The sequence below is a fragment of the Tepidiphilus thermophilus genome, assembly GCF_001418245.1.
Lineage (GTDB): Bacteria > Pseudomonadota > Gammaproteobacteria > Burkholderiales > Rhodocyclaceae > Tepidiphilus > Tepidiphilus succinatimandens.
This window is the reverse complement of record NZ_LIPU01000003.1, coordinates 189,435-215,922: the sequence shown is the minus strand read 5'-3', so window position 1 is coordinate 215,922 and position 26,488 is coordinate 189,435. Positions and strand designations below refer to the sequence as shown.

The 26,488-nt window shown below is 66.9% G+C and carries 24 protein-coding genes and 3 pseudogenes; 10 read left to right on the top strand and 17 right to left on the bottom strand.

All coding sequences use genetic code 11. The annotated features are described in order from the left end of the window. On the top strand, positions 1–182 hold a 182-nt coding region (locus tag ASC37_RS11700; RefSeq protein WP_218054514.1), incomplete at its 5' end, for a hypothetical protein. 9 nt (positions 183–191) lie between these two features. Here ASC37_RS11700 and eat read toward each other — a convergent pair. The 3 genes from eat to ASC37_RS04130 are packed head-to-tail and all read right to left on the bottom strand — an operon-like array spanning position 192 to position 3,769. Further along, on the bottom strand, positions 192–1,598 hold the full coding sequence (gene eat, locus ASC37_RS04140) for an ethanolamine permease (RefSeq protein ID WP_055423159.1): 1,407 nt from the start codon (positions 1,596–1,598) through the stop codon (positions 192–194). Positions 1,599–1,601: 3 nt separating this feature from the next. Beyond that, complete coding sequence (gene eutC / locus ASC37_RS04135; protein ID WP_055423158.1) at positions 1,602–2,381, bottom strand: ethanolamine ammonia-lyase subunit EutC; 780 nt, start codon at positions 2,379–2,381, stop codon at positions 1,602–1,604. Next, positions 2,381–3,769, bottom strand: coding sequence for an ethanolamine ammonia-lyase subunit EutB (locus tag ASC37_RS04130; RefSeq protein WP_055423157.1), 1,389 nt, complete (start codon positions 3,767–3,769; stop codon positions 2,381–2,383). Before ASC37_RS04130 ends, eutC begins: the two co-directional genes overlap by 1 nt. Positions 3,770–4,226: 457 nt before the next feature. Between ASC37_RS04130 and ASC37_RS11985 the strand changes: the two are divergent. The 3 genes and pseudogenes from ASC37_RS11985 to ASC37_RS04115 all read left to right on the top strand — a co-directional run. Beyond that, positions 4,227–4,607 (top strand): annotated as a pseudogene (locus tag ASC37_RS11985) (transposase); the annotation flags it as partial. A 4-nt stretch (positions 4,608–4,611) separates the two neighbouring features. Then, positions 4,612–4,812: pseudogene (locus ASC37_RS11980) on the top strand (transposase); the annotation flags it as partial. A 246-nt stretch (positions 4,813–5,058) separates the two neighbouring features. Next, a complete protein-coding gene (locus ASC37_RS04115) occupies positions 5,059–5,301 on the top strand; it encodes a rhodanese-like domain-containing protein (RefSeq protein WP_028875147.1) in 243 nt (80 codons plus the stop codon). On the opposite strand, the gene ASC37_RS04110 is transcribed toward ASC37_RS04115, so the two are convergent. From ASC37_RS04110 to ASC37_RS04085, 8 genes and pseudogenes are all read right to left on the bottom strand, one after another. Next, positions 5,280–6,494: a multidrug effflux MFS transporter gene (locus ASC37_RS04110; RefSeq protein ID WP_055423154.1), complete on the bottom strand. Its 1,215-nt coding sequence runs from the start codon at positions 6,492–6,494 to the stop codon at positions 5,280–5,282. The genes ASC37_RS04115 and ASC37_RS04110 overlap by 22 nt on opposite strands. A gap of 89 nt (positions 6,495–6,583) precedes the next feature. Next, positions 6,584–6,757 (bottom strand): DUF2783 domain-containing protein, encoded by a 174-nt coding sequence (locus ASC37_RS11420; RefSeq protein ID WP_088178260.1) that lies wholly within the window; start codon positions 6,755–6,757, stop codon positions 6,584–6,586. After that, the gene (locus ASC37_RS04105; RefSeq protein ID WP_176697455.1) at positions 6,754–8,457 is read right to left on the bottom strand and encodes an FAD-dependent monooxygenase; all 1,704 of its coding nucleotides are present in this window, start codon (positions 8,455–8,457) and stop codon (positions 6,754–6,756) included. The genes ASC37_RS11420 and ASC37_RS04105 overlap by 4 nt, the downstream gene beginning before the upstream one ends. Positions 8,458–8,589: 132 nt before the next feature. Next, positions 8,590–9,216 (bottom strand): annotated as a pseudogene (gene maiA / locus ASC37_RS11900) (maleylacetoacetate isomerase); the annotation flags it as partial. 19 nt (positions 9,217–9,235) lie between these two features. Beyond that, positions 9,236–11,575: a cytochrome P450/oxidoreductase gene (locus tag ASC37_RS04100; RefSeq protein ID WP_055423153.1), complete on the bottom strand. Its 2,340-nt coding sequence runs from the start codon at positions 11,573–11,575 to the stop codon at positions 9,236–9,238. A 22-nt stretch (positions 11,576–11,597) separates the two neighbouring features. Further along, positions 11,598–12,746 carry an ABC transporter substrate-binding protein gene (locus ASC37_RS04095; protein WP_055423152.1) on the bottom strand — a complete coding sequence of 383 codons (1,149 nt, stop codon included), beginning with the start codon at positions 12,744–12,746 and terminating at the stop codon, positions 11,598–11,600. A gap of 61 nt (positions 12,747–12,807) precedes the next feature. Further along, the gene (locus ASC37_RS04090) at positions 12,808–13,821 is read right to left on the bottom strand and encodes a fumarylacetoacetate hydrolase family protein (protein ID WP_055423151.1); all 1,014 of its coding nucleotides are present in this window, start codon (positions 13,819–13,821) and stop codon (positions 12,808–12,810) included. Positions 13,822–13,843: 22 nt separating this feature from the next. Beyond that, the gene (locus ASC37_RS04085; RefSeq protein WP_055423150.1) at positions 13,844–14,398 is read right to left on the bottom strand and encodes a VOC family protein; all 555 of its coding nucleotides are present in this window, start codon (positions 14,396–14,398) and stop codon (positions 13,844–13,846) included. Between the two features lie 118 nt (positions 14,399–14,516). On the opposite strand from ASC37_RS04085, the gene ASC37_RS04080 reads away from it, so the two are divergent. Further along, on the top strand, positions 14,517–15,425 hold the full coding sequence (locus ASC37_RS04080) for a LysR family transcriptional regulator (protein ID WP_055423149.1): 909 nt from the start codon (positions 14,517–14,519) through the stop codon (positions 15,423–15,425). 15 nt (positions 15,426–15,440) lie between these two features. Here ASC37_RS04080 and ASC37_RS04075 read toward each other — a convergent pair whose 3' ends face one another. The 3 genes from ASC37_RS04075 to ASC37_RS04065 all read right to left on the bottom strand — a co-directional run bounded on the left by ASC37_RS04075 (position 15,441) and on the right by ASC37_RS04065 (position 18,415). After that, positions 15,441–15,674, bottom strand: coding sequence for a DUF2783 domain-containing protein (locus tag ASC37_RS04075; RefSeq protein ID WP_055423148.1), 234 nt, complete (start codon positions 15,672–15,674; stop codon positions 15,441–15,443). Between the two features lie 20 nt (positions 15,675–15,694). Further along, positions 15,695–17,368 (bottom strand): FAD-dependent oxidoreductase, encoded by a 1,674-nt coding sequence (locus ASC37_RS04070; RefSeq protein WP_055423147.1) that lies wholly within the window; start codon positions 17,366–17,368, stop codon positions 15,695–15,697. A gap of 81 nt (positions 17,369–17,449) precedes the next feature. Continuing rightward, on the bottom strand, positions 17,450–18,415 hold the full coding sequence (locus ASC37_RS04065) for an MBL fold metallo-hydrolase (RefSeq protein ID WP_028875153.1): 966 nt from the start codon (positions 18,413–18,415) through the stop codon (positions 17,450–17,452). Positions 18,416–18,557: 142 nt separating this feature from the next. Here ASC37_RS04065 and ASC37_RS04060 point away from each other — a divergent pair, with 142 nt between their 5' ends. The 5 genes from ASC37_RS04060 to ASC37_RS04040 are packed head-to-tail and all read left to right on the top strand — an operon-like array spanning position 18,558 to position 23,526. Further along, positions 18,558–19,418: an IclR family transcriptional regulator gene (locus ASC37_RS04060; protein ID WP_055423146.1), complete on the top strand. Its 861-nt coding sequence runs from the start codon at positions 18,558–18,560 to the stop codon at positions 19,416–19,418. Beyond that, positions 19,415–20,572: a MalY/PatB family protein gene (locus ASC37_RS04055; RefSeq protein ID WP_055423145.1), complete on the top strand. Its 1,158-nt coding sequence runs from the start codon at positions 19,415–19,417 to the stop codon at positions 20,570–20,572. Before ASC37_RS04060 ends, ASC37_RS04055 begins: the two co-directional genes overlap by 4 nt. Continuing rightward, the gene (locus ASC37_RS04050; RefSeq protein ID WP_055423144.1) at positions 20,569–21,414 is read left to right on the top strand and encodes a branched-chain amino acid ABC transporter permease; all 846 of its coding nucleotides are present in this window, start codon (positions 20,569–20,571) and stop codon (positions 21,412–21,414) included. The genes ASC37_RS04055 and ASC37_RS04050 overlap by 4 nt, the downstream gene beginning before the upstream one ends. After that, a complete protein-coding gene (locus ASC37_RS04045) occupies positions 21,411–22,331 on the top strand; it encodes a branched-chain amino acid ABC transporter permease (RefSeq protein WP_055423143.1) in 921 nt (306 codons plus the stop codon). Before ASC37_RS04050 ends, ASC37_RS04045 begins: the two co-directional genes overlap by 4 nt. 34 nt (positions 22,332–22,365) lie before the next feature. Beyond that, entirely contained in the window at positions 22,366–23,526 is a 1,161-nt protein-coding gene (locus tag ASC37_RS04040; RefSeq protein WP_055423142.1) for an ABC transporter substrate-binding protein, read from the top strand. 21 nt (positions 23,527–23,547) lie between these two features. On the opposite strand, the gene ASC37_RS04035 is transcribed toward ASC37_RS04040, so the two are convergent. The 3 genes from ASC37_RS04035 to ASC37_RS04025 are packed head-to-tail and all read right to left on the bottom strand — an operon-like array spanning position 23,548 to position 26,382. Further along, positions 23,548–24,645: a phosphoserine transaminase gene (locus tag ASC37_RS04035; RefSeq protein WP_055423141.1), complete on the bottom strand. Its 1,098-nt coding sequence runs from the start codon at positions 24,643–24,645 to the stop codon at positions 23,548–23,550. Beyond that, positions 24,642–25,832 carry an ATP-grasp domain-containing protein gene (locus ASC37_RS04030; protein ID WP_055423140.1) on the bottom strand — a complete coding sequence of 397 codons (1,191 nt, stop codon included), beginning with the start codon at positions 25,830–25,832 and terminating at the stop codon, positions 24,642–24,644. The genes ASC37_RS04035 and ASC37_RS04030 overlap by 4 nt, the downstream gene beginning before the upstream one ends. Then, on the bottom strand, positions 25,825–26,382 hold the full coding sequence (locus ASC37_RS04025) for a methylated-DNA--[protein]-cysteine S-methyltransferase (protein WP_055423139.1): 558 nt from the start codon (positions 26,380–26,382) through the stop codon (positions 25,825–25,827). Before ASC37_RS04025 ends, ASC37_RS04030 begins: the two co-directional genes overlap by 8 nt. Between the last annotated feature and the right edge of the window lie 106 nt (positions 26,383–26,488).

Sequence of the window (26,488 nt, the reverse complement as noted above, 5' to 3'; positions counted from 1 at the left end):
GGCAGGAAAAAACCGGGGCACGAGGCCGCAACGAGCGGCCAAAACGGGGGGAAATCGAGTGGAATTCAGTGCCGAGTGTCATGAAGAGTCTGTTTTACCCCAAATTCCCCGGAAAACGGGGGTTGATCGAGGTTCCCAAAAGTGGGGCCACCACCCATGGCGATGGCCTCTTCCCCACATGAACCCGGCGATCAGTCCGCCATGCTGCGGGCTTCCACCTGGGCGATTTCCAGCAGGTCGTCACCTTCGGCGCCATCCCGCAGGTCGGCGGTGAAGCGGTAGAACAGGAAGCCGATGGCGAACAGGGCGACGAACAGGCCGAACATCATCAGGTTGTAATAGATCATGGCCGCCAGGGCGATCAGCGCGGTGACCAGCGCGATGGCTGGGAACACCGGGAAGAACGGCGCCTTGTAGGGGCGATCCAGCGCCGGCTCGCTCTGGCGCAGGCGGAACAGGCTGGCCATGCTTATGATATACATGACGATGGCGCCGAACACCGACATGGTGACGATGTTGGCGGTCAGCGGCAGGCCACCGATCGAAATCAGCTCATCCGAGAAGATGGCGGCGATGCCGACCACGCCGCCGGCGATGATCGCCCAATGCGGGGTCTTGCGCTTTTCGTGCACCTTGGCGAACACCGGCGGCAGGAAGCCGGCGCGAGACAGGGCAAAGATCTGGCGGGAATAGCCCATGATGATGCCGTGGAACGAGGCGATCAGCCCGAACAGACCGATCCACACCAGCATGTGCAGCCAGCCGCTGCTTTCGCCGACCACCGCCTTCATGGCCTGGGGCAGCGGATCGTTGATGTTGGACAGCGCGCTCCAGTCGCCCACGGCACCGGCGAAGATCATGGTCCCGAAGGCCAGGACCACCAGGGTCAGGATGGCGGCGATGTAGGCGCGCGGAATGGTGCGCTTGGGATCCTTGGCTTCCTCGGCGGCCATGGCCGCGCCCTCGATCGCCAGGAAGAACCAGATGGCGAAGGGGATCGCGGCGAAGATGCCGCCGATGGAGGTAGAGGTGAACACCTCTTCTCCGGCCCACCCCTTGGCGACGAAATTTGCCCAGTCGAAGCCGGGCGACACCACGCCCATGAACACCAGCAGCTCGATGATGGCGAGAACGGTGACGAACAACTCGAAGCTGGCGGCGATGGTTACCCCGGCGATGTTGAGCGCCATGAACACCACATAGGCGCCCACCGCCGCCAGCTTCGGGTCGAGCGCCGGGAACTGGACGTTGAGGTAGGCGCCAATGGCCAGCGCGATGGCCGGCGGCGCGAACACGAACTCGATCAGGGTGGCGAAGCCGGCGACGAAGCCGCCCAGCGGCCCAAAGGCACGGTAGGCATAGGCGAACGGCCCACCGGCATGGGGGATGGCGGTGGTCAGCTCGGTGAAGCTGAAGATGAAGGTGGTGTACATGACGGCGATCAGGATCGTCGTCACCAGGAAGCCCAGCGTGCCTGCCTGGGCCCAGCCATAACTCCAGCCGAAATACTCGCCCGAGATGACCAGGCCAACGGCGATGCCCCACAGATGAAGGCCACTCAGGCTCTTTTTCAGAGCCGGTTTCGAAGTGTCGGACATGCTCTAAGACCCCTTTCCCCGTTGTTGATGCACGAGGGCGTTTCCTTGCCCATGCGGTGCGTCCAGGCGCACTGCGTCCTCTTTCAAATTGATCCCGGTCAGTTTCAGCCGGCGCGCCTCGGCCATCAGTCCGGCCAGCCGGTCGGCGGCCGCCTCGACGGTCAGGCCGTCGGCGTGGATGTTGGAAATGCAGTTGCGCTCGGAATCCTTGCGCCCCACCCGGGGCGCCCAGGTGAGGTAAGCGCCCAGGCTGTTGGCCACCGACAGGCCGGGCCGCTCGCCGATCAGCACCGCCACCATGGCGGCGCCCATGGCCTCGCCCACCTCGTCGCCCAGGGCGACGCGGCCCTGGCGAGCCAGCACTACCGGGGCGATCCGCCAGCCCGGCAGCCGGTCGATGACCGCCCGCACCATGGCCGCCGCGTGGTCGGTGACCGCCGCCGCCGACAGCCCGTCGGCGATCACAAACACCGCGTCCCAGTCGCCTTTCGCCAAGGCGGCGCGGCTTGCGCCGTCGAGGCGGCGGCCGAGGTCGGGGCGGCGCAGATAGGTGGCGCGGTCGGGAGCGGCACTGTGGGCATGCACCACGGCGCGCCCCAGCGATGCGGCCAAGGCATCGAAATCCACCGCGCCGTGCACGGCGTCACGGGCGCGGGCATGGGCCAGTTGGAAATCCAGCAGCGCCCGGGTGGGCAGGCCGTCGCCGACGCGGCCCAGGCCGATGCGGGCGCGGGTGGCGGCGCGGAAGCGCGCCCAGGGATCGCGGGTGACGCCGGTGCTCATCACGACGCCCCCAAGAGACGGGTCATGGGGCGGCTGTGATCGTCCAACGGCGGCACCCGCCCCTGGTCGTCCAGCATGCCCATGCGCTCCAGCCACGCTTCGAATTCCGGCGCCGGCTTCAGCTTCAGCAGATGCCGCAGCCCCAGGATGTCATGGTAGGACAGGCTCTGGTAATTGAGCATGATGTCATCAGCGCCGGGCACGCCGATGAGGAAGTTCACCCCGGCATTGCCCAACAGGATCATCAGCACGTCCATGTCGTCCTGGTCGGCCTCGGCGTGGTTGGTGTAACAGACGTCCACGCCCATGGGCAGACCCAGCAGCTTGCCGCAGAAATTGTCTTCCAGCCCGGCGCGGATGATCTGCTTGGAATCGCACAGGTATTCCGGCCCGATGAAACCCACCACCGTATTGACCAGCAAGGGCTTGAAAGCGCGGGCGACGGCATAGGCGCGAACCTCGACGGTCTGCTGGTCGACGCCGTGATGGGCGCCGGCCGACAGCGCGCTGCCCTGACCGGTCTCGAAATACATAACGTTGTCGCCCACCGTGCCGCGCTTAAGCGCCAGCGCCGCCTCGCGCGCCTCCTTCAGCACCGCCAGAGTGACGCCGAATCCGGCATTGGCGGCCTCGGTCCCGGCGATGGACTGGAACACCAGATCCACCGGCGCGCCGCGCTCGATGGCCTGGATGGTGTTGGTGACATGGGTGAGCACGCAGGACTGGGTGGGAATGTCGAATTTGCGACGCACCGAATCCAGCAGTTCCAGCAGGGTAATACAGGCCGAGACGCTGTCGGTGGCGGGGTTTATGCCGATCACCGCGTCGCCCATGCCGAACAGCAGGCCGTCCAGGGTCGAGGCGGCGATGCCGGTGGGATCGTCGGTGGGGTGATTGGGTTGCAAGCGGCTGGATAGCCGCCCCTTAAGCCCTACAGTGCTGCGAAAGGCCGTGACCACCTGGGTCTTGGCCGCCACCGTCACCAGATCCTGGTTGCGCATCAGCTTGCTGACGGCGGCCACCATCTCCGGGGTCAAGCCGGGGGCAAGGCGGGAAAGCGCCTCGGTGTCGGCATCGTAGGACAGCAGCCAGTCGCGGAACCCGCCCACCGTCATGAAAGCGACGGGCGCGAAGGCGGCGGCATCGTGGCTGTCCAAGATCAGCCGCGTGACCTCGTCGGTTTCATAGGGGATCAGTGGCTCGGCCAGGAACACGGACAGGGGAAGATCGGCCAGCACCATGCGGGCCGCCATGCGCTGCTCGGCGCTTTCCGCCGCCAATCCCGCCAGTTCGTCGCCCGAACGCCGCGGCGAGGCGCAGGCCATGACGGCGCGCAGATCGTCGAAACGGTAACGGTGATGCCCCAGGGTGATGGCATAGGCGGACATGGGCATGATCCTCGCGGTTGTCGATTACAGGGAAGAACGACTCGAAACTGCGAGCCGGTAGAAGAAAAGCAATGTTCGTGCCATCTTCGCCGCAGCGAGCCGGGATGCACTTCATCGAGCGGCGTGGATCCGCGCCCGACACCGGGGAAACAGCGCAGAAGAGAAGCGCTTACGCCGCTCTCGCAGCCGATCATTCCCCTGAAGGGAGCGGTTTCGAGCCGGAGTGGGTCTTCGGTGAAACGAGGAAATTCCTGGCGGACATAGGCGGGGCCGAACTTGGTTTGCCCTACAGGAAGATCTCCCCCGGGCTACGGTCACAGCGACGCACCATCAGGGTTCATCATGCCCCGTAGCCTGCACCAGCTTGATGCGGGATCATATGGGGCACCTCGAAAAACCCCTCCACCCCCGGCCTCTGATAAAATTCCTCTGTCCTGAGTCGAGAGGAGCCCGAACCATGACGCGCCGCACTGCGATCCAGCCCGACCTCTTTGCCGCAGAAGAACATCGCGCCAAGCTCGATCGCTTGGGCGATCCCCTGCAGGAGATGGACTCGGTGATCGACTTTGCGGCGCTGGCGGCGGAAGTGGAGAAGATTTTTCCCTCGAAGGATCAGTCCAAAGGCGGACGGCCGCCCTATCCGATCGAGACGATGGTGCGCATCGTGGTACTGAAGCGCCTCTACGGGCTCTCGGACGAGCAGATGGAGTTCCAGCTCCTCGATCGGATGAGCTTCAAGCGCTTCTGTGGGCTGGAGCACTCGCGCACGGTTCCGGATCGCACCACGATCTGGTTGTTCGAAAACCGCATCGGACCGGCAGGGGCGCAAGCCCTGTTCGCAGATCCAGCGCAAGGCCAAGCCCCACCGGCCACTGCCCAAGCGGCAGAAAGCGCGCAATACGCGCATTGCCCGCGTGCGCGCGCGGGTCGAGCACGTGTTCGCTGCCATCGAAGCCATGGGCGGCAAGATGATCCGCACCATCGGACAGGCCAGAGCCGGCTTTGCCCTCACCCTGATGGCTGCCTGCGACAACATCCGGCGAACGGTGTGGCTCGTGAAGTCCAATGCCATCGCCTGGTGAGGACTGCCCACGGCGGCAGTGCGCCCAAAGCGGCCGTGGGCAGGAAAAAACCGGGGCACGAGGCCGCAACGAGCGGCCAAAACGGGGGGAAATCGAGTGGAATTCAGTGCCGAGTGTCATGAAGAGTCTGTTTCACCGCGAGTTTCCCGGAAAATAGGGGTTGATCGAGGTTCCCCAGTGTCTTGATTTCGGTGGCCACTATACATCGTGACGCAGAAATCTCCGGGCGAGATCCTCATCGACATCCGCCCCCCCGAACTCGCCGACGAAGCGCCGCTGCCCGAAGCCGACCTGGCGATTCCCTTCTTCGCCCTGCGCGAAGCGAAGCTACCCGAGGCGCGGCGCTATCTGCTCTACTGCGACCGCGGCCTGCTGAGCCAGTGGCACGGCCGGGCGCTCGCCGCGCGCGGGCTGGAAGTGGCGGTGTATCAGCCAGCGCGTTCGGCCTGAGCCGATTCACCGGCCACGAGCCGGGAACGGGGCACGAAGGCGAAAGCGAGCACGAAGAGCATCGCCCCCCAGAAGGCGACCAGGCCGGCGAAGGGCCAGGGCATGTCGCGCGCCAGCATGCCGAGCACCACCCCGGTGAGAAAGGCGATCGACATCATCACGAACCCGCTCAGGGCGGAGGCCACGCCCGCCGCCCGCGGAAACGCGCCGACCGCCCCACTCTGGCCGCACGGCTGATGGATGCCATGCGCGATCATGAAGCCGCAGAACGGCAGGAGCAATCCCATCGGCCCGCCTCGCCCGATCAGCAGCAGGATCACCATCACCACTCCCGCCGCGCAGGAGAGCATACCGCCCGCTTGCACCGTGCGCCTCAGCCCGAAGCGCCCGAGCAGGCGGCGGCACAGCACCGTTCCGCAGAGATAGGAGGTGGCGCTGGCGAGCATCACCAGGCTGTATTCGGTGGGTGAAAACCGGTAGAAATTGATGAAGATGAAGGAAGAACTGGCGAGAAAGGTGAAGAGCCCACCGTAGGAAGATGAGGCGAGCAAGGTAAAGATCCAGAAATCCCGGTGCCCCAGCACCTCGCGCCAGGCCTGCAGCAGCGCCGCCGGGCGCAGGGCGTGTGGGTTGCGCCGCGCCAGCGTCTCGCGAAAGATGCGCCAAGTGAGCGCCAGTGTGATCGCCCCCGCCACGGCCAGCACGAAGAAGGTCGCCCGCCAGCCCAGGACGCGCACCGTCGCCCCGCCGACCAGGGGGCTGAGGCAGGCGAGGAGCCCGAGGCCGGAGAAGGCGCGACTCAAGAGCTTCGCCCCGGCCAGGGGATCGTGCAGGTCGCGCACGATCGCCCGCCCCGCCATCACCGACGCCCCCAGCGCCACCCCTTGTACCACGCGCCAGCCGAGCAGCTGCGCCATGGAGGTAGCGAAAGTGCAGCCCAGTGCCGCCGCCACGTAGAGGCTCAGCCCCGCGAGCAGGATGGGCTTGCGCCCGAAGCGATCCGACAAGGGTCCCCAGAAGAGCTGCGCCACGCCGAAAGCAAAGAGCATCGCCGCCAGCGTCTGCTGCGCCTGCGCCACGCTCGCCCCCAGACTGGCGGTGATCCCCGGCAGGGCCGGTAGATAGAGGTCGGTGGTAATCGGCTGCAGCCCCAGCAGGAGGGAGAGCAGGACGACGGTTTGCAGTTCGGTCATCGGCGTTCCGTTTCGTTTGCGGGAAGATCTTGCTGTCCAGACAAGATTATCCCGCCACGAACAAGGATATCGCCCTCTCGCCCCTTCCTTCACAAATCCGTCCTGGCGTTTTCGATGAGCGCGGCCACCTGCTGCGCATCATCCAGCGCATGGGCGGCGAGCAGGGCGAATTTGGCGAGGAAGAGGCGGACCTTGTCTTCGGGGACGGCGTCGATCGCCTCGGCCAGGAGGTCGTAGATTCGTTCCAGATCGGCGATGTTCATGCGGACTCTCCCAAGCGGTTGACGAGCCGTTCCAGGACGGGGGCGATGCGATGAACGGCGCAGTTGCCCCAGCGGGCGGCGACGTGCTGGTCGGGACGCACGAGGTAGGTCGCGCCGTCGACACTTGCGCCGTATTTGCGCCAGCAGCGGCCCTCGGGATCGGGCAGCGTCAGGTCGGCGCCCTCGACGTGGTCCCGGCCGAGGCTGATGGCGAGCAGCCGCAGCGGCACGCCCCGCGCCCGCAGGCGCTGCAGCAGCGCCGTGACGTCGGCTGGCAGCGCTTCACGTTCGGTGAAGACGAGCAGGTGGATCGATTCGTCCCAGTGATCGAGCAGGAAATCATCGAGCCCGAGCTTGACGTTGGGGATCGGCGCGCCGTCGACTGGCCCTTCGAGGAAAAGCGCCTGATCGTCGTCGCGCGCGTTGAGGCGCGAGTGCGCATAGACGTGCGGGCGCGACGTGCGCCAGTGAAAGAGCGGCCCGACGAAACCGTTCTCGATCGACAGCGACAGCACGGCGTCGCGCATCGTGCGATGGCCCGTGGTGGGCGGCGTCATGAAGCGCGTGCTGCGCCCGGCCTCTTCGATGATCTCTTTGGCGGCACCGACGCGTTCCTCGGAATAGGAGGCGAGCAGGGAGCGGTCGGACCAGCCATATAGCGTGAAGGCGAGTTTCCAGGCGAGGTCGAACGCGTCCTGGAAGCCGGTGTTCGCGCCGCGCACGCCGAAGATGGGCAGCACGTGCGCCGCGTCGCCCACGAAGACGACGTTGCCATGGACGTAGTCCTCAAGGGTGAGGGCACGGGCGGAATAGACCGAGCACCAGTCGAGTTCCCAGGATTTGCCTTCGTAGCCGATCATCCGGAGATGGGCGTCGATGCGCGCCGCGAGCACCTCGAAGCGCAGCGCTTCCTCCGGCTCTTCGCCCTCCGGCAGGCGGAAGTCGATCCGCCAAATGCCGAAGGGTTGGCGGTGCATCAGCACGGTGTTGCCGGGATTCCATTCGGGATCAAAGAAGGCGAGCCGCTCGGTGGGCAGATCGAGGTCGATCTTGATGTCGGCGATCACGAAGCGCCCGGTGTAGGAATCCCCGACCAGCGACAGCCCCAGGAGGCTGCGCACGCTCGAGCGGGCACCGTCGGCGGCGACGAGCCAGTCGGTCGAGAGGGTATATTCCCCCAGCTGCGTGTCGATGCGCGCCTCCACCCCGTCGTCGCACTGGCTCAGACCGATGAGCCTGTTGCCCCAGCGCACTTCGACGAGGCCGCTGCGACACACCTCCTCGAGAAGAAACTCTTCGAGGTATTGCTGCTGCAGGTTGATCATGGGGTAGAAACGGCTGTCTTCGTCGTGCGGCGCCTCCATGCGGAATACCCGCTGCCCGCGATAGTAGGAGTTGCCGAAGCGCCACGGCAGCCCGATTTCGGCGATGCGGCGCGCCACGCCCGCCTGCTGCAGGATCTCCATCGAGCGGCGCGTATAGACGATGGCGCGGCTGCCCTCGCTCACCTGCACTTCCGAGTCGAGGATGACGCTGGGGACGCGGTAGCGGGCGAGCAGCAGCGCCAGCGTCATTCCCACGGGCCCAGCGCCAACGATGACCACTTTCTGGCGGGCTTCGGTTTCGCGGGGCAGATAAGGCGGGAAGACCTGGTAGCGATAATAGACGGACTTGCGCGGTTCATCGTTCGGCTGATGCATCTCCCCCTCCCCGGTGCGGCCGAAAAAGGAACTCCGGGAGCGCACGACCGGGCGCTCCGCAGACGGGCGGTCTGCGCCGCCCTGATTGGGATGACAGCGCTGCCCTGAGGCAGGCTGCGGTGCATCCGGCTGACGGGCCGGAGCTGCTTCCTGGAACGCCGGCAATGCTTCGCAGGCTTCGACGACGGCGCGGATGCGTGGGAACGCTTCCAGCGAACACTCGTAGCGTCGGGCGTTGAAGACCTGTGGCACGAGGCAGCAGTCGGCCAGCGTGGGCGTGTCGCCGTGGCAGAAACGGCCGGTGCGGGGATCGTCGAGCAAGCGCTCGAACGTGCCAAGCCCCCGCTCGATCCAGTGCCGGATCCAGTCGAGTTTCTGCTCCTCGCTCGCGCCGAGCCGCTCGGTGAGGTAGCGCAGCACGCCGAGGTTGTTGAGCGGATGCGTATCGCAGGCAATCGTCAGCGCCAGACCGCGCACTCGCGCCCGCCCCAGCGGGTCGGGCGGCAGCAGGGGCGGCTCGGGATGGGTTTCTTCGAGGTATTCGATGATGGCCAGCGATTGCACCAGCACTTCGCCCCCGTCGGTCTGCAGCGCCGGCACCAATCCCCCGGGATGGATCGCCCGGTATTCCGGCCGGTGTTGCTCGCCACCGTCGCGCAGCAGATGCACCGGCACCGCCTCATAGTCCAGCCCCTTGAGCGCCAGCGCGATGCGCACGCGATAGGCAGCGGAACTCCGGAAGTAGGTGTAGAGTTTCATAGCTTTCCCGGCAGGAAGATTACAGATCGAGTACCAGACGCTCGGTTTTGGCACGCGAGCAGCAGCACATCATGCGCCGGTTCTCGCGCCGTTCGGCGCGGGTGAGTACACTGTCGCGATGGTCGACTTCACCTTCGACGACCGAGACTTCACAGGTGCCACACAGACCTTCCTCGCAATCGCTCTGCACCTCGATGTTGTAGGCGCGCAAGACTTCGAGCAAGGTTTTGTCGGCCGGAACTTCCACCGTGAGGCCGGAATTGCGCAGGACGACCTGGAACGGTCGCTCCTTCGCTGGGTCGAGGTGCGAGGGTTCGCCGAAGAAATGTTCGACGCGCAGCGTGACCTCGGGGCGATTCTCGATGAGACGCTCCAGGGTATCGAGCATGCGTTGCGGTCCGCAGGCGTAAATCTGTGTGCCGGCGCTCGCGCGCCGGATCAGCGCGGCCAAATCGTTTCGCACCCCCTCCTCGCTGACATAGACATGGAGTCGATCGCCATGGATCTGGCGCAGTTCGTCAACGAAGATGAGTGAAGTTCGCGAGCGCACACTGTAGTGCAGTTCATAGTCCGTGCCGAGTTCCTTTGCCCGCGCAGCCATCGTCATGATGGGTGTAATGCCGATGCCACCGGCCAAGAAGAGGTAACGAGGGGCATGCTCGTCGAGCCGGAAGCTGTTACGCGGTCCCCGCACACGCAGCAACATGCCCGGACGCACCTCTTCGTGGATCCAGCGCGAGCCGCCGCGGCTAGCGGGATCACGCTGCACTGCCACCCGCCATGCGTCGCGATTCTCCGGATCACTACACAAGGAATACTGCCGCGACCGGTCAGGCTCGCCACATTCGATGTCGATGTGCGCGCCGGGAGACCAGCGCGGCAAAGGACGACGGTCGGGGCGTGTCAGATGCAGGACGACGATGTCCTCCGAGGGGCGCTCCACCGCCGCGACCTCCATGGTCCGTACGACATCCTTCGCCCGTGGGGGCCCGATGCGTACGGGTTGGCGCAGACGCAAGATGTCGGGATCGCGCCGTTCAGGATTCTGTGCTGGATCCCATTCGACCCACAGATGACGCGGTGCGCGGAAGGAGACGTTGTGCAGGTAGTCGAACCGCTGCTCGGCTAGGCGCATGTGCGGCAAGCGGCGGGAGAGTTCCTCGATCATGATCTGCATTTCCATCCGACCGAGGTTCCTGCCGAGGCACTGGTGCGCCCCATAGCCAAAGTTGAGATGCTCGGAGGCGTTGCTGCGGCCAATGTCGAAGAACTCTGGATCGTCGAAATGCGCGGAATCGTGGTTGGCCGAGGCGACGACCATGAGAATGTTTGCCCCGACCGGCAGGCGCACTCCCTCCACTTCCACCTCCCGCGTGGTGCGGCGCCTCCACCCCGCCACCGGCCCGTTGTAGCGCAGGCATTCTTCGGCCGCCGCTGGGATGAGGGAAGGATCGGCGCAGATCTCGCGCCAGACGGTTTCGTGCTCCAGCAGAGTCTTGAGGGCGTTAGTGGTGGCAAACACCGTCGTCTCGTGGGCCGCGACGATGATCGCCTGCATCATCGAGTGCAGATACGAATCGGTGACGACGTCAGGATAGAGCTTTTGCTGGCGGATCGAATAGCGCATCCAGCCAGGACCATCAGCAGTGCGCCGCATCTTCTCAAGCACTTCCCCACAAAACTGCCAGAACTGCCCTACCGTCTCGGCCACAGCGAGCTGTTCTTCGGGAGAAGGCCGACCGAAAGCATTCACGGTGTGGGCGATGGCGAAACGGCGCATCTTCTCCCGGTCGTCGTCATCCACTCCGAGAAAGTGCAGGGCGACGGTGAAAGGAACTTCCCATATCATTTGATCGACGAGGTCGGCTCGCCCCGTGTCGATGAAGCGATTAACGGCGCGGCGCACCAGCTCGCGCACCATCGGCTCGTGTTCCGCCAGGTGCTCGGAGGCGAAGGGTTCCATCAGCACGCGCCGCCGCTCCAGGTGCATCGGCTCGTCTTCATTGACCAGGGTGCGGTTGAAAGCGTAGCCGTAACGCTCGAGTACCTGGCGCACTTCGGCAGAAGGCTGGGCGAAGGATTGCAGGACGTTGGATGGGCTGAAGGTGACCGGATCGCGGAAGATCTGTTTGATCGTGTCGTAGCGTGTCACCACCCAATAGTTGAGCTTTGGTGCGTAGAAAATGGGTACCTGCTCGCGTGCCCAACGAACGAATTGCGCCGGATCGGCCATATAAGCGTCTTGGAATGGATCGAAGTCCTCTGCCAGACGATGCACGGGGCAGCCGCCCACAGAGCTCTGCCCACCATGGGCGACGGGACAGGTCCCGCGTGCCGTTTCCTTGAGTTCAGTTTCCATGGCTCTTCTCCTTGCGCCGATGTCAGCGCACGTATTGCCAGCCACCGTTGGTGATGCGCACCATGACGCGCGCCCGATCGTCCAGTCCTTGGTGATCTTGCGGTGAGAGCGTAAAGACGCCGTTGGCTGCCGCAAGCTCTTTCGTCGCCTCGATCCCATCGCGCAGAGCGGCGCGGAATTCCGGCGTACCGGGTTTGGCTTTCTGCAATGCGGCAGGGAGGGCAGCCTCGATCAGTTTCCACGCATCCCAGGCATAGGCGCCGAATTGGCTGACCGATCCTTTGCCGAATCTCTCCTCGTACGCACCGTAGTAAGCCATCGAGCTCGCTCTGACCGGATGCTCCTGAGGCAATTGCGGCGCCACGACCACCGGGCTCGCTGGCAGGAAAGTTCCTTCACAGTCGCGCCCGCATACGCGCAGAAAGTCGTTGTTGGCCACACCGTGAGTCTGATAGTAGAACCCTTTGTACCCTCGTTCCTTCAGCGTCTTCTGCGGCAAGGCGGCAGGAGTGCCGGCGCCGGCCACGAGGATCGCGCCCGGATTGGCAGCCAGCATTTTCATCACCTGCCCCATAACGGAGGTATCGGTACGGTTGTAGCGCTCGTTCACGACGAGTTTGAGACCATGTTTTTCGGCCGTGGCGCTGAAATTCTGGTACCAGCTCTCGCCGTAGGCATCGGCAAAACCGATGAAGCCGACCGTCTTGATGCCTTGTGCCGCCATGTGCTCGGCGATGGCCCGGGCCATCATCCCGTCATCCTGGGTCGGCTTGAAGACCCAGCGACGTTTTTCATCCATGGGCGAGAGGATCCGGTCGCTCGCCCCGAGCGAGAGCATCGGCACCTTGTTCTCGGCCACCACGTCGATGATGGCGAGTGAGGTCGGGGTGTTGCTGCCCCCGATGATGGCATCGACGCCGTTCTCTCCGATGAGCTTGCGGGCATTGCTCACCGCGAGCGTGGGATCGGAGGCGTCATCGAGTATCACGTAGTCGATGCGCTGGCCGGCGACTTCCTTCGGCAGCAATTCCAGGGTGTTCTTCGGTGGAATTCCCAACGAGGCAAGTGGCCCTGTCATCGAAAACGTCACACCAATTTTCACCTGCGCCATTGCGGTGAAACTCGTGAATCCCAGCACTGCGGCCAAGGCCAAGGCTATCGTTTTTCCCATCGTTTGTCTCCTCTACACCCCCTCTTCGGGAGGGCCGATTCGTTGAACAACTCCTTCTGGTTTATCGTCCCAGCCCCCTCACCCGATTTCGGATGCTGCCGAAGATCGAGGCGCCGCTCGCGTCGTGCATGGCGATCTCGACCGTGTCGCCATGGCGCATGAAAGGCGTCTGTGGGGCGCCCGATTCGATGGTCTCGTACATGCGCACCTCGGCGATACAGCAGTAGCCCACGCCGCCGTTCTCGATCTTGGAGCCGTAGAGTCCGCCCTGCTTGTTGGAGACGGTGCCCGAGCCGACGATGCTGCCGGCCTCCATCTCGCGCGTCTTCGCGGCATGCGCGATGAGGCGTCCGAAGTCGAAAGTCATGTCGACGCCGGCGTTCGGCCGGCCGAAGGGGCGGCCGTTGTATTGGACTTCGAGCGGCAGGTGCAACTTGCCGTCGCGCCAGGCCTCGCCCAGTTCGTCGGGGGTGACCGCCACCGGGCTGAAGCTGGAGGCGGGCTTGGACTGGAAGAAACCGAAGCCTTTGGCGAGCTCGCCGGGCACGAGGTTGCGCAGGGTGACGTCGTTGACGAGCAGCACGAGGCGGATCGTTTCGAGCGCGGCCTTGGGGTCGATGCCCATCGGCACGTCGCCGGTGATCACCGCCACTTCGGCCTCGAAGTCTATCCCCCAGGATTCGTCGGCGACGATGTCGTCGCACGGTCCGATGAAACTGTCGGAGCCCCCTTGGTACATCAGCGGGTCGTCGTAGAACGAGGCGGGGACTTCGGCCCCCCGCGCCTTGCGCACGAGCTCGACGTGGTTGAGATAGGCCGAGCCGTCGGCCCACTGGTAGGCGCGCGGCAGCGGGCTGTGGCAGGCGGCGGGGTCGAAAGGACGGGCGTCCTTCAGGGCACCGCGTTCGAGCAACTCGGCGACGAGCGCCAGATCGTCGCGTACTTCGTCCCAGCGATCGAGTGCCTCCTGCAGCGTGCGGGCGATGGCGCCGACGGGGTAGCAGCGGCCGAGGTCACGGCTGACGACGACGAGCGTGCCGTCGCGCCCGCCGCTTTTGAGCGTGGCGAGTTTCATCGGTCGGAAATCTCCAAAGGATTCAGGCGAGCGGGAACATCTCTTTGTAGCGGCCGTCGTGCATCCAGCGCGCATGCTTGGGCGCTTTCTTCGTCTTCGACCACTCCTCAAGCATCTCCCATTTCACCTCGTCGAGCGCCTCTAGCATGCCCGGTCGTAGCGTATTGCAGGCGAGCTCGAGGCGATGGCCATTCGGATCGAAGAAGTAGATGGACTGGAAGAGGGCGTGATCGACCGGGCCGATCACTTCGATGCCGTCGGCCTCGAGCCGCTCTTTCGTCGCCAGCAGGTCTTCCATCGAGGCAACCTCGAGCGCGAGATGCTGGGTCCAGGCCGGCGTATTGGGATCGTGGCCCATCGGCGGCCGCGTGGGCAGCTCGAAGAAGGCGAGCACGTTGCCGCTTCCGGCATCGAGAAAGATGTGCATGTACGGATCCGGCTCTTTCGTCGAGGGGACCTGGTCTTCGGCGATCGACAGGATCAGTTTCATGCCAAGGTATTTTTCATACCAGCGGGCGGTTTCGAGGGCGTCCTTGCAGCGATAGGCGGCGTGGTGGATTTTCTGGATGAGTGCCATGGCGTCTTCCTCCGTGTAGGGCCGGATGACTCCTCCGGCCATCAGTCATGCTTGCATTGTATTGCCGAAAAACTTATAGTTTCATCGGTTTTTTTCGATCGATTTATCGGACGGGACGATGAATGTCACCCTGCGCCAGTTGCGCGCCTTCCTCGCGGTCGCGCGGTTTGGCAGTTTCACCGTCGCCGCCGAACACCTGTACACCACGCAGTCGGCCTTGAGCGGTTCGATCAAGGAGCTGGAAAACGCGCTGGGCGTGCAGCTCTTCGATCGCAACACGCGGCGGGTGAAGCTCACCGAGGTCGGACGCGAACTCTATCCGCTGGTGGAGAAAATCCTGGCCGATCTGGACGCCGTGCTGCACGAGGTGGCCACGCTCAAAGCGCTCAAGCGCGGCATCGTGCGCATCGCCGCGCCGCAGTTGATGGCGGCCACCCTGCTGCCGGAAGTCCTGGCGAGCTTCACGCGCGAGTTTCCGCACGTGGCGATCCGCCTCATCGACTGCGGCGTGGAATCGGTCCCGTCGTGCGTGCTCTCGGGCGAAGCCGATCTGGGCGTGGGGCCGGAGCGGGACGTACCCGGCGAAATCGAGGCGGAGCTCCTGTTCGTTCAGCCCTTTCACGCCGTCTTCCCACCGGGCCATCCCCTCGCGGCGCAGGAGGTAGTGCCGTGGCGGCGGCTGGCGGAGTTTCCTCTCATCACCTTGCAGGGGCAATTCACGGAGAAACTCTCGCGGGACCTGCACGAGGTGGTGCGCGATCTCGATCTGCATCCGGATACGACCGTGGCCTTCATGTCGACGGCGCTCGCCATGGTGTCGATCGGCCTGGGCGTGACGATCTGCGTCTCCTATGCCGAGCCGATGGTGCGCCGCTATGGCATGGAGATGCGGCGCCTGACCGAACCGGACGTGCATCGCCGATTCTTCGTCTTCACGCGGCATGGCCGGGCGTTGTCTCCGGCCGCCGAGGCGTTCCGCACCCATCTGCGGCACTTCGTCGGCAACGGCACAGGGCCCGGGGCGTGATGCCCCGGACGCGCCTCAGCCGCCCGTGACGTCTTCGCGCGCGAGCCGGATCGCCTCGCGCAGCAGATCGACGTCGCCGACGTGGTTGGCGAGCAGCAGCACGAGGCGGGCGTTCACCAGAGCGCTCTGCTCCTCGTCAAGATCGCGGTGCGCCTCGATGAGCGCTTCGTAGAAAGCATCACCCGCTTCATATCCGTAGAAAGTGCGGGTGCGCGGTTCGCGGAAATTGTATTCCAGATTGATCATCATCCTCTCCTCCTCTCTTGCGTTCAGGCGCCCTGGACGCTGGCACGGCGAAGCGCGGCCTCGATCGCGGCAGGGTCGAAGCGGTGCCAGCGGGCGGCGACGTGCTGGTCGGGGCGAATGAGATAGACGGTGCCCGGCTGCAGGTCGTAGCGCTCGCGCACTCGGCCCTTGACGTCGTGCAGGGTCTCGATGCCGCCGGGGGCGGCGCCTTCGCGGGCAACGACGATCGGCTCGGCGGGAATCGCCCCACGGCGCAGGGCGGCGAGCCCTTCGGCCGTGGCGGCATCGAGGGCGGCCGCATCGTCGAGTGCGATCATGAGCCGGAAGCCCTGACCGAAGTGCGGCAGCAGCCAGGGCGAGCCGCCGCCGGCAGCGGCCACGGGGGCATCGTCCATCGGCGCGCCGGGCACCATGCGGCCGGCAAAGGCGTCGGCATCGGCCGTATTGAGGGGGGAGTCGACATAGAACGAGGGCACCGACAGCCGGCCGGAATTGACCAGCCCCCGGGCGAAGGGGTGGTGCCGGGCCAGACCGAGCACGGCATTGCGGAACGTCTTGCTGACGTTGCCCTTGGGGGTGATGAAGTCGGTCGAGCGCGTGGAGTTGCGGATGTTCTCATCGGCAGCATAGGTGCGCTCGTCGCTATAGGTATCGAGCAGGGCCGCGGGCGCCTTGCCCTGCATCACCAGTTCGAGCTTCCATCCGAGGTTGTCGACGTCCTGGATGCCGGAATTGGCGCCACGCGCCCCGAAGGGCGAGACCTGGTGCGCCGAATCGCCGACGAAGAGCACGCGCCCATGGTTGAAGCGCTTCATGCGGCGGCACTGGAAGGTGTAGACGCTCACCCATTCGAGCTCGAATTCGCGGTCGTCACCGAGCATGGCGCGGATGCGGGGGATGACGCGCTCGGGTTTCTTCTCTTCCTCCGGATCGGCGTCCCAGCCGAGCTGGAAGTCGATGCGCCACACGTCGTCGGCCTGGCGGTGCAGCAATACGGACTGACCGGGGTGAAACGGCGGGTCGAACCAGAACCAGCGCTCCGGCGGGAAGTCGGCCTTCATGACGACGTCGGCGATGAGGAACCGGTCCATGAAGATCTTGCCTTCGATGTCCAGGCCGAGCATGCGCCGGATGGGACTGCGCGCACCGTCGGCGGCGATCAGCCAGTCGCAGGACAGGGCATAGGCCCCGGCGGGTGTCTCGACGCGCACCGTGACGGCGTCTTCGCCGGGCGTGACACCGATCACGGTGCTCTTCCAGCGCAGATCGATGTTGGGTAGCTCGCGGGCGCGGTCGATCAGGTATTCTTCGAGATAGTATTGCTGCAGGTTCACCATGCCGGGACGGTGATGATCCGGCTCCGGCACCAGGTTGAAGCGAAAGACTTCCTCGTCACGAAAGAAGGTGCGGCCGACGTTCCACGACACACCTTTTTGCACCACGCGCTCGCCCACGCCGTAGCGGTCGAGGATCTCGAGCGCGCGCTTGGCATAGCACACGCCGCGCGAGCCGATGCTCACGGTGTCGTCTTCGTCGAGCACCACCACCGGGATGTTGCGCTGCGCCAGATCGATGGCGGCGCTCAGGCCCACCGGCCCAGCGCCGACCACGATCACCGGCACGTGCCGGGTTTGCGGGGAATCCAGCTCGGCTGGACGCACGAACGGGAACTTGGGATACTGATATGTTTTCAGCACGGTTTCCTCCTCCTTTGGCGTGGTCTTCGCCCTCGTCTCTCGCGGGCGCGGCTGCGTGGCCGCGCCTCTGCTTTTCCCGTTTCAGCCTTCTTGCAGCGCGTGCCACATCTGCCGGTCACGCTCGGCGGTCCAGATGCGCGGATCGCGGATGCCGCTCGCCTCGTCATAGGCACGGGTGACATCGAACGGCAGGCAATGCTCGTAGATGAAGACGTGGCCGAACTTCGGGTCCATCACGCTGCGGGTGTATTCCATGGTTTTCTTGAGATCGTAGCCGCGCGCCACCGCCTCCTGGGCGCAGCGATAGAGCGTGGTGACGAAGTCGCGCGTGTATTGGAACCCCGCGCGCACCGCCGCCTCGTCCTTGAGCGCCGGCCCGCGCCCCGGCACCACTTTGGCCGGCTGCAGCGCTTCGAGCCGATCGAGCGTGGCCGGCCAGTCGGCAAGGTAGGCATCGCCCGTATAGCAGGCGGCTTCGGCCTCGATCAGGTCGCCGGAGAAGAGCACGCGCTCCTGCGGCAGCCAGACCGCCGTGTCCCCCTTGGTGTGCCCGGCACCCGGATGCAGGATGCGCACTTCGAGCGAGCCCATCCACAGGGTGATTTCTTCCTTGAAAGTGAGCGTGGGCCAGGTGAGACCGGGGATGCTCTCCACCGCGCGAAAGAGCCGGGGAAAACGCCCGATCTCGGATTCCATGTCCTGCTGGCCGCGCTCGCGGATGAGCTCGTAAGTGGGATAGCTGGCGATGATGTGTTCCAGTCCCTCGTCGCGATAGCCGGAAGCGCCGAGCACGCGCACCGCATGGTAGTGCGTGAGCACAACGTATTTGATCGGCTTGTCGGTGACCTCGCGCACCTTGGCGATCACCGATTTGGCCATCACGGGGGTGGCGGTGGCATCGATGATCATCACCGAGTCGTCGCCGATCACCACGCCGGTGTTCGGATCGCCTTCGGCGGTGTAGGCCCAGGCGTGTTCGGAGAGGCGTTCGAACGAAACCGGTTTCTCTTCGAGGTCGGCCACCGAGGCAAAGGCTTTGGCATTCATGGATCGCTCCTCCTGTCGATGCGTTTTATCTTGGCACGTGATTCATCATGTGTCAATCGATTCGTTCATGGTGAATTTCGATCATGCCAACGTTTCGGGCTATGATTGATGCCCGAAGCGCGTTTGACTACACGAGATCCGCATGGAACGAAACGAACCCCTCGCGCCGGAGAACGGCGTGCGCGAGCGCCGCGGCATCCAGTCGATCGAGGTCGGCGGGGCGCTGCTCGCCGCGCTGGAAGCGCATGGTGCGCCGATGATGCTGCGCGATCTGGCCGCGGCTGCCGGCATGTCCCCGGCCAAGGCCCACCCTTATCTGGTGAGCTTCGGCAAACTCGGCCTGGTGGAGCAGGATCCGCTCACCGGTCGCTACAAACTGGGCCCCTTCGCCCTGCGCCTGGGGCTCACCGCCTTGCAGGGTCTCAATCCGCTGCGTGCGGCCGTGGAAGTCTCCGCCCGCCTCGCCGACGAGACCGAACAGAACGTGGCCATTGCCGTGTGGGGCAACGTCGGCGCCACGGTGGTGGCCATCGAGGAATCGGCCCGCGCCATCCACGTGAACATGCGCCCCGGCACCGTGATGGGGCTGCTCACCACCGCCACCGGCCGCGTCTTCGCCGCCTATCTTCCTGCGCGCCTCACCCGCCCGCTCATCGAGCGCGAGCTCGAACGTCTCTCGGGCGGGCGCGAGCCTTTGCGTCTGTCGCGGTCCTTCGTCAACGAGACGCTCGAAGAAGTGCGCCGCCACGGCATGGCGCGCGTGCTCGGCCATCCGATCCCGGGCATCAATGCCTTCTCCGCCCCCGTGTTCGACGCCTTCGGGCATCTGACGCTGGCGCTCACCATGCTCGGCCCGGAGAGCCGTTTCGACGCTTCCTGGGAAGGGCCGCTCGCTCAGGCCATGCGCCGCGCCGTCGCCGACATCACCGCGCGCATCGGCGGCAAACCGCCTCAGGCCGAAGAGACCGCCGGAGCGGTGCCAAGCAAGGAGCCCGCCGCATGAGCCCCGCCTACGACTTCGACGCCGCTCCCGACCGCTCAACGATCCCCGGCGAGAAATGGGGGCGCTACGCCGGGCGCGACGTGATTCCCATGTGGGTGGCCGACATGGACTTCGCCGTCGCGCCCGAGATCCGTGAGGCCCTGGCACGCCGGCTCGCGCACCCGGTGTATGGCTACACCGACCCTTGGCCTTCGCTCGTGGAAGCGGTGTGTGCCGGAATCGAGCGCGATCATGGCTGGGCGATCGCCCCCGAATGGCTCGTGTGGCTGCCGGGGGTGATCCCGGGCTTTCACTTCGGCTGCGCCATCGCTCCGGGGGAGGTCATCGTCACGCACACGCCGGTCTATCCGCCTTTTCTCGCCGCGCCGGCCAACGTCGGCAAGCGCTTGCGCGCGGTCGATCTGGTGTGCACCAAGGGGCGCTGGGTGCACGACGAGGCGGCCATGGTCGCGGCCTTTGCGCCGGGCGACGTCGGCGCCTTGCTGCTCTGCCACCCGCACAATCCCACGGGGCGGCTGTGGGACGAAAAAGAACTGGCCTGGCTGGCGGAACTCGCGCTCGCCCACGGCGCAATCCTCGTGAGCGACGACATCCACGCCGGGCTGGTGCTCACGCGCAAGCGGCGCCACCGCCCCATCGCCACGCTGGCCCCCGAAGTGGCCGCGCGCACGATCACCCTCTTCGCCCCTTCCAAAACCTGGAACGTCCCGGCGCTGCAATGCGCCTTCGCCGTGATCCCGGACGAGGCGCTGCGTGCACGCTACCGCCGGGCGCTGCGCGGGCGCATCCCCTCTTCGCCCAACCTCTTCGGCCTGGTCGCCACCGAGGCGGCCTACCGCGACGGCTGGGCCTGGCGCGAGGCGCTCCTCGAGTATTTGCGTGGAAACATGGCGTTTGCCCTGGAGTCGATCCGGGCACTGGATTTACCGGTGGCCGAGCCGGAAGCGACCTACCTCTCGTGGATCGACGTTCGCAAACTGGGGCTCGAGGATGCGGCGGCGCACTTCGAAGCCCATGGCCTGGGGCTTTCCGATGGCGCGGCCTTTGGCGCTCCCGGCTTCGTTCGCCTGAATCTCGGCTGCCCGCGCTCGCGGCTCGCCGAGGGGCTGAGGCGCTTTGCCCGGGCGGTCGAGGCCGCGCGCCAACGGCCATGAGCCTCGCGCCGGAGGTCGTGCTCGGCGGTGCCGCCCAGGGCTGCCTCTACGGCTTGACGGCGCTCTCCCTCGTCTTCCTCTATCGCGCCACCGGCGTGCTCTCCTTCATGCAGGGGGAAGCGATGGCGGCCGGCGCCTACGTGGCGGTGGGGCTTGCGGCGCTGGGGGCACCGCTCGCGCTCGCCGCCCTCGGAGCGATCGCCGCCGGCTACGCCTTCGGGGCGCTCGCGGCGCGCTGCGCCCTCGAACCGGTGCGCACGCGTGCGCCCTGGGTGGCGACGCTCGCCACCTTCGGTCTGGCGCTCGCGCTGCGCGGCGTGCTCCTGAGCCTGCCGGCCGCCACCCAGGGCTGGTACCGTTTCGACTGGGTGGGCGAGGGGCGCTGGCTGGGGTTGGCGGCGCGCCAATGGGCGGTGATGCTCGCCGCCGCCGGCGTGGCCGCGGCCTTTGCCCTGCTGCTGCGCGGCACCGACTGGGGACGGCGCGTGCGCGCGAGCACCGAAGATGCCGTGACGGCCGAGCGGCTCGGCATCGACGTCGCCCGGCTGCGGCGGCAAGCCTGGGGCGTGGGCACGGCGCTCGCCGTGGCGGCCGGGCTTGCATCCGCCCCCGTCACCTTCGTGCATCCCGAGCTGGGCAGCCTCGCGCTCAACGCCTTTCCCGCCGCCGTCCTGGGCGGCATGAAGCCGGGCCCCGCGGTGCTCGCCGCCGGCGTGGCGCTCGGGGTGCTCGAAGCGCTCGCCGCCTGGCAACTCCCCCCCGGCGGCAAGGAGCTGCTGCTGCAGCTCGTGCTCATCGCCGCCTTGCTCGCCCTGCCGCGGGAACGAGTGGCGGCGCCATGAGCCGTTTCCTCCTGGATCCTCGCCAGCGCACCCGGCTGCTCGCCGTCCTCCTCGTGCTCGCCGTGGGCGCGCTCGGGGCTAGCGGCGGGGCGCGCTATCTCGCCCATCTGCTCGCCCTTGCTGGCGCCATGGCCACCGCCGCCCTAGGGCTCGCCCTGGTGCAGGGGCGCGCCGGCCAGGTCTGCCTCGGGCAAGGCGCAGCGATGGCCGCCGGCGCCTACACCTGGGCCGCCCTCGCCCCCCGCTCGCTGCCGCTCGCGCTCGTGGCCGCCGCCGCGGCCGGGGCGCTCGCCGGAGCCGCCATGGCGCTGCCGGCGCGCCGCCTCTCGGGCCTGCCGCTCGCGCTCGCGAGCATGGCCTGCGCCGTCATCGCCGAAGTGCTGGCAATGCGCGCCGTCGCCTTCACCGGCGGTACCGCCGGCCGCTTCGTCGCCCTGCCAGCCCTGAGCGCCTTCGACGAGGCGAGTGTCGCGCTCGCTTTCTCCACGCTCTGCCTCGGCCTTGCCGTGCTGCTGCTGTACCGGCTCGATCGCGCCGCCCTCGGACGCGCCTGGCGTGCGCTTGCCCAGGCGCCGGAGGCAGCACTCGCGCTCGGCCTGGACGTGGGCGGTCTGCGCCAACTCGCCTTCGTCGCCTCCGGCCTGTGCGGCGGGCTGGGCGGGGCGGCCTACGCGCAGACGCTGGGTTTCATCAGTCCGGAACAGTTCGCCCTTCCGCTCTCCTTCGAACTCCTCGTCATCGCCTTTCTCGGCGGCCTGCGCCATCCGGCCGGGATCATCCTCGCGAGCCTTGCCTTCGTCGCCCTGCCCGAGCTCGCCGACCGCCTGCGCCCCCTCGTCGGCGCGCTCGGCGGCTGGGATCCCCTGGTGCTGGGGCTGGCCGTCGTCTTCGTCGCGGTTTTTCGTAAAATGAACTAAAATTGCAGACGTTCGAAGAAGTTCGGGGAAGATCATGCGCACCCGCCTCTTTGCCGTCATCGCCCTCCTCGCCTTGGCCATGGCCCCGGTACGCGCTGCCGAACGGGTGCTCACCGTCGGCGCGCTGCTCGATCTCTCGGGGCCGGCGGCGCTCCTGGGCGTGCCGGTGAAAAACGGCATGGAAATGCGTTTCGCCGAAGCGAACGCACGCGGCGAACTGCCGGGAATCACCCTGCGCCTGCTCGTCGAAGACACCGGCTACGACCCCAAGCGCGCCATCCTCGCGGCGCGCAAGCTCACCGAACGCGACGGCGCGATCGCCTTCCTCTCGAACCTGGGCACGCCGGTGGTGCTGGCGACCATGCCCGAGATCCTGCGCCGTGGCCGGCTGCATCTCTTCCCTTTCTCGCCGCACGAAGCCACCTACGCGCCGCTGCATCCGCTGAAATTCCAGATCTACGCGCCCTATCGCAGCTACATGGACCCCGCCGTGCGCGCCGTGCTGCGCCGCCATCCCCAGGTGCGACGCGTGTGCACCCTGGTTCAGGACGACGAATTCGGCGAAGAAGTGAGCGCGGGCGTGCGCGCCGGGCTCGAGCGCGCCGGGCTTTCCCTCACCCAGGAAGCGCGGCACGCGCGCGGCGCCACCGACTTCACCGGCCAAATCGCGCGGCTACGCGAGGCCGGCTGCGAACTGGTGACGCTGGGCACGCTGGTGCGCGAAACCGTCGCCCTGCTGCGCACGGCCAGCGAGATGGGCTGGAAGCCGCTCTTCCTCACCTCGGCCTCGGCCTATTCGGATCAGACGCACGCCCTGGGCGGAGCCGCCGTCGAGGGGCTCTACGGCGTCACCAACCCCATCCGCATCCCCTATCGCGAGGGCGCCTCGCCCGAGCTGCTCGCCTGGCTCGACGCCTACCGCGCCCGCTACGGAACGGAAGCCAACGTCTGGTCGGCCATGGGCTACGTCGCCGCCGAACTGCTGGTGCTCGCCATCGCCACAGCGACCGAGCCCACGCCGGAAGCGATCGCCCAAGCGCTCGAGCGGCTCGACTATCCCGGAGACCTATTCGGCAGCCCGCGCTACCGCTTCTCGCCCACCGACCACCTCGGTCAGCGCACGGGCGGCGAACTCACCCGCATCGAGCACGGACGCTGGGTGTCGCTGGAGCGCCTGGACGGGCCGAGCGAATGAGCCGCGCTCCGGCCGAACTGCCTAATGCCGCCGCCGGAACGTCTCCATGAAGTCAGCGAGCGCCTCGACCGCCTCCAGCGTCACCGCGTTGTAGATCGACACACGGATGCCGCCCAGTGCGCGGTGCCCGGCCAAGCCGGCAAAGCCCGCCCGGTTCGCCTCGGCAAGGAAGGCCGCGCGCAGCGCTTCGCTCGGCAGATCGAAGACCACGTTCATGAGCGAACGATCCGCGCGCCGCGCCCGCGGGCGGTAGAAACCCTCGCTCGCGTCGAGTACCCCATAGAGCCGCTCGGCCTTGGCGCGATTGATCGCCGCCATCGCCTCGAGCCCGCCGATCTCGTCCATGAGCCAGCGCAGCACCAGCAGCACGGCATAGATGGCGAACACCGGCGGCGTGTTGAGGATGGAATGCGCCTGCGCCTGCGCGCGGTAGTCCAGCATGGCCGGCAAGCCCTCCGGGGCGCGCTCGAGCACCGCCTCGCGCACCAGTACCACCGTCACCCCCGCCGGGCCGAGATTCTTCTGCGCATGGGCATAGATGAGCGCATAGCGCCCGGCATCGAAGGGGCGCGAGAGAAAGTCGGACGACATGTCCGCCACCCGCGGCACCTCCTCGAGCCCCACCGTCCGGTGGAACTGCAGCCCCTCCACCGTCTCGTTGGTCACCACGTGCAGATAGGGTGCGCGCGCATCGAAGACGAGTTCTTCGTCGTCCGGCAGCCGGGAAAACCCCTCGTCCTCGCCGCTCCACACCACCCGCACCGGGGCGAGTTTCCTCGCCTCGGCGATCGCCTTGCCGCTCCAATAGCCCGTGTGCAGATACTCCGCCGGCACGTCGGCGCCCCGCGCGAGCGCGAGCGGCACCATGGCGAACTGCAGCGTGCCGCCGCCCTGCAGCAGCAGCACGTGAAAATCCGGCGGCAGCGCGAGCAGCGCCTTGAGCCGCACCTCCACCTCGGCCACCACCGCCGCGAACCAGTCCGAACGATGGCTGATGCCCAGCACCGACAGCCCCACCTCCGGCACCGCGATCATCGCCTCGCGCAACTGCACAAGCACCGTCTCGGGCAAGGCCCCCGGTCCGCCGGAAAAATTGCGCGCGTTCGCCGACAGCGTCATCCCCACCCCTCCCTCCTCGCCCGCACCCAGCCGACGAAGGCCTCGCGCAGCGGCGCGATCCCCTCGCGCCGGTAGGCGAATTCCGCCCCCGGCTCCATGGCGTGCGCCACCATCGCCGGATCGGCCTCGAAGATCAGCAGCCGCCCATCGGCCGTCTCGGCCAGATCCACGCACACGTAATCGAGCCCCAGCCGTTCGGAGAGCGCCGAGAACGCCGGCGCATGCCTTTGGGCGAACTCGGGGAAAGCGCGAAAGAACGCCGCCTCCTCCGCCCGCTTGGCGGCATCGCCGTACATGCCGGCATTGACGTAATGCACCATCCAGTGCTCCGACACCGCCAGGTGCACCGGAAAAACCCGTCCTCCGACCAAAGCCACGCGAATCTTGCGAAAGCGCCCGTCCTGCCCGGCATAATCGACGTAGCGCGTGAGAAAGAACTCCCCCTCCGGCTGCGCCGCCAGATACGCGGCGAGCGCCTCGCCCGTGTCGATGCGCGCCAGACCATGCCCGCCCTGCGAATCGGGCGGACGCAGCAGAAAAGGCGGCGCCTCCAGCCCCTCGGGCCAGGCACCGGCCGCCGCGGCCGACTCCAGGAGCGCGCGCGGCACGCGCCGCGTCGGCGGCATGAGCACCCCCGGCGCGTCCGCGAGCAGGCGGCTCAGCGTCGCACGCTCCGTGCGCCGGATCGCCGCCGGCGGGTTCAACACCGGGCGCGGCCAGCCGGCGAGCCGCTCCTGCAGCGCCGCGAGCACCGGCAACGCCGCCTCGCTCACCCCCATCGCCAGCATCAGCGCGTCGTGCTCCGGCAACGCCTCGGCAAGCGGCACGGCCGGGTCCACGAAATGCACCACCAGCTGCAGCCCCTGCCCCTCCAGCAGGCAGTCGAGCGGCGTATTCGCCGACAGCGGCCCCGGCAGCGCCAGCAGCAAGAGCCGCGGCGCCGGCTCGTCCGGCCCCGGCAGCGCATAGGTGCGCGCGCGAGAGAGCGCCTCGCGCTGGGCCGCGAGCGCCGTCTGCGTCTGCCCCAGGCACAAGAGCGCCGTGGCAAGGTTCATCCACGCCGCCGCCGTGTCCTCCCGTCCGGCCCGATCGAGCCACTGCCGGGCGAGCGCCGGCAGATCCCCCTCCCCCAGGCTCGCGCGCAGAAAGGGCGCCAGGCCGAGATAGCCTGCTTGCGGTTCAGACACTCTTCCCCTCCCACTCGAGCATCGCCCGCTTGCGCTCGAGCCCCCAGCGAAAGCCGCGCAGGCCGCCGCCGGCATCGAGCACCCGGTGGCAGGGGATGAGCCAGGCCACGGGATTGGCCGCCAGCGCCTGCCCCACGGCCAGCGCCAGGCGCGGAGGGCCCAGCCGCGCCGCCAGCTCGCCATACGAGCACGTCTGCCCGGCAGCGGTGCACGTGCGCAGCGTGCGCCACAGCAGGCCGCGAAAAGGCGTGCCCTCCACCGCCACCGGCAGGTTCCGCGCTAGGAACCGTTCTTCCAGCGCCGCGCATTCGGCCGCGGCAAGCGGCGCCCAGAGGGCCCACGGCCAGCGCGCCTGCCAGGTGCCGAGCTTATCCTGCGGCGACTCGCCCTCCTCCAGAAACTCCGCGCGGCACACCCCATCCGGCGCGAGCGCCAGCAAGAGCGCCCCGAACGGCGAGCCGATCACCCCGTAGCGCAGGGGCACGCCGGCATGGCGCTGTCGAAACGAGGGCGGCGACAGGCAGAGAAAGGCCGGATCGGATTGTTGCATCACTCCCTCCTTTGAGCCACATATTCTTGCGCGCCGCGCGCTCCCTACTCAATACGCCACGCCAGACCATGGATGATCGGCTCCTTCATTCGTACGAACATAGCAC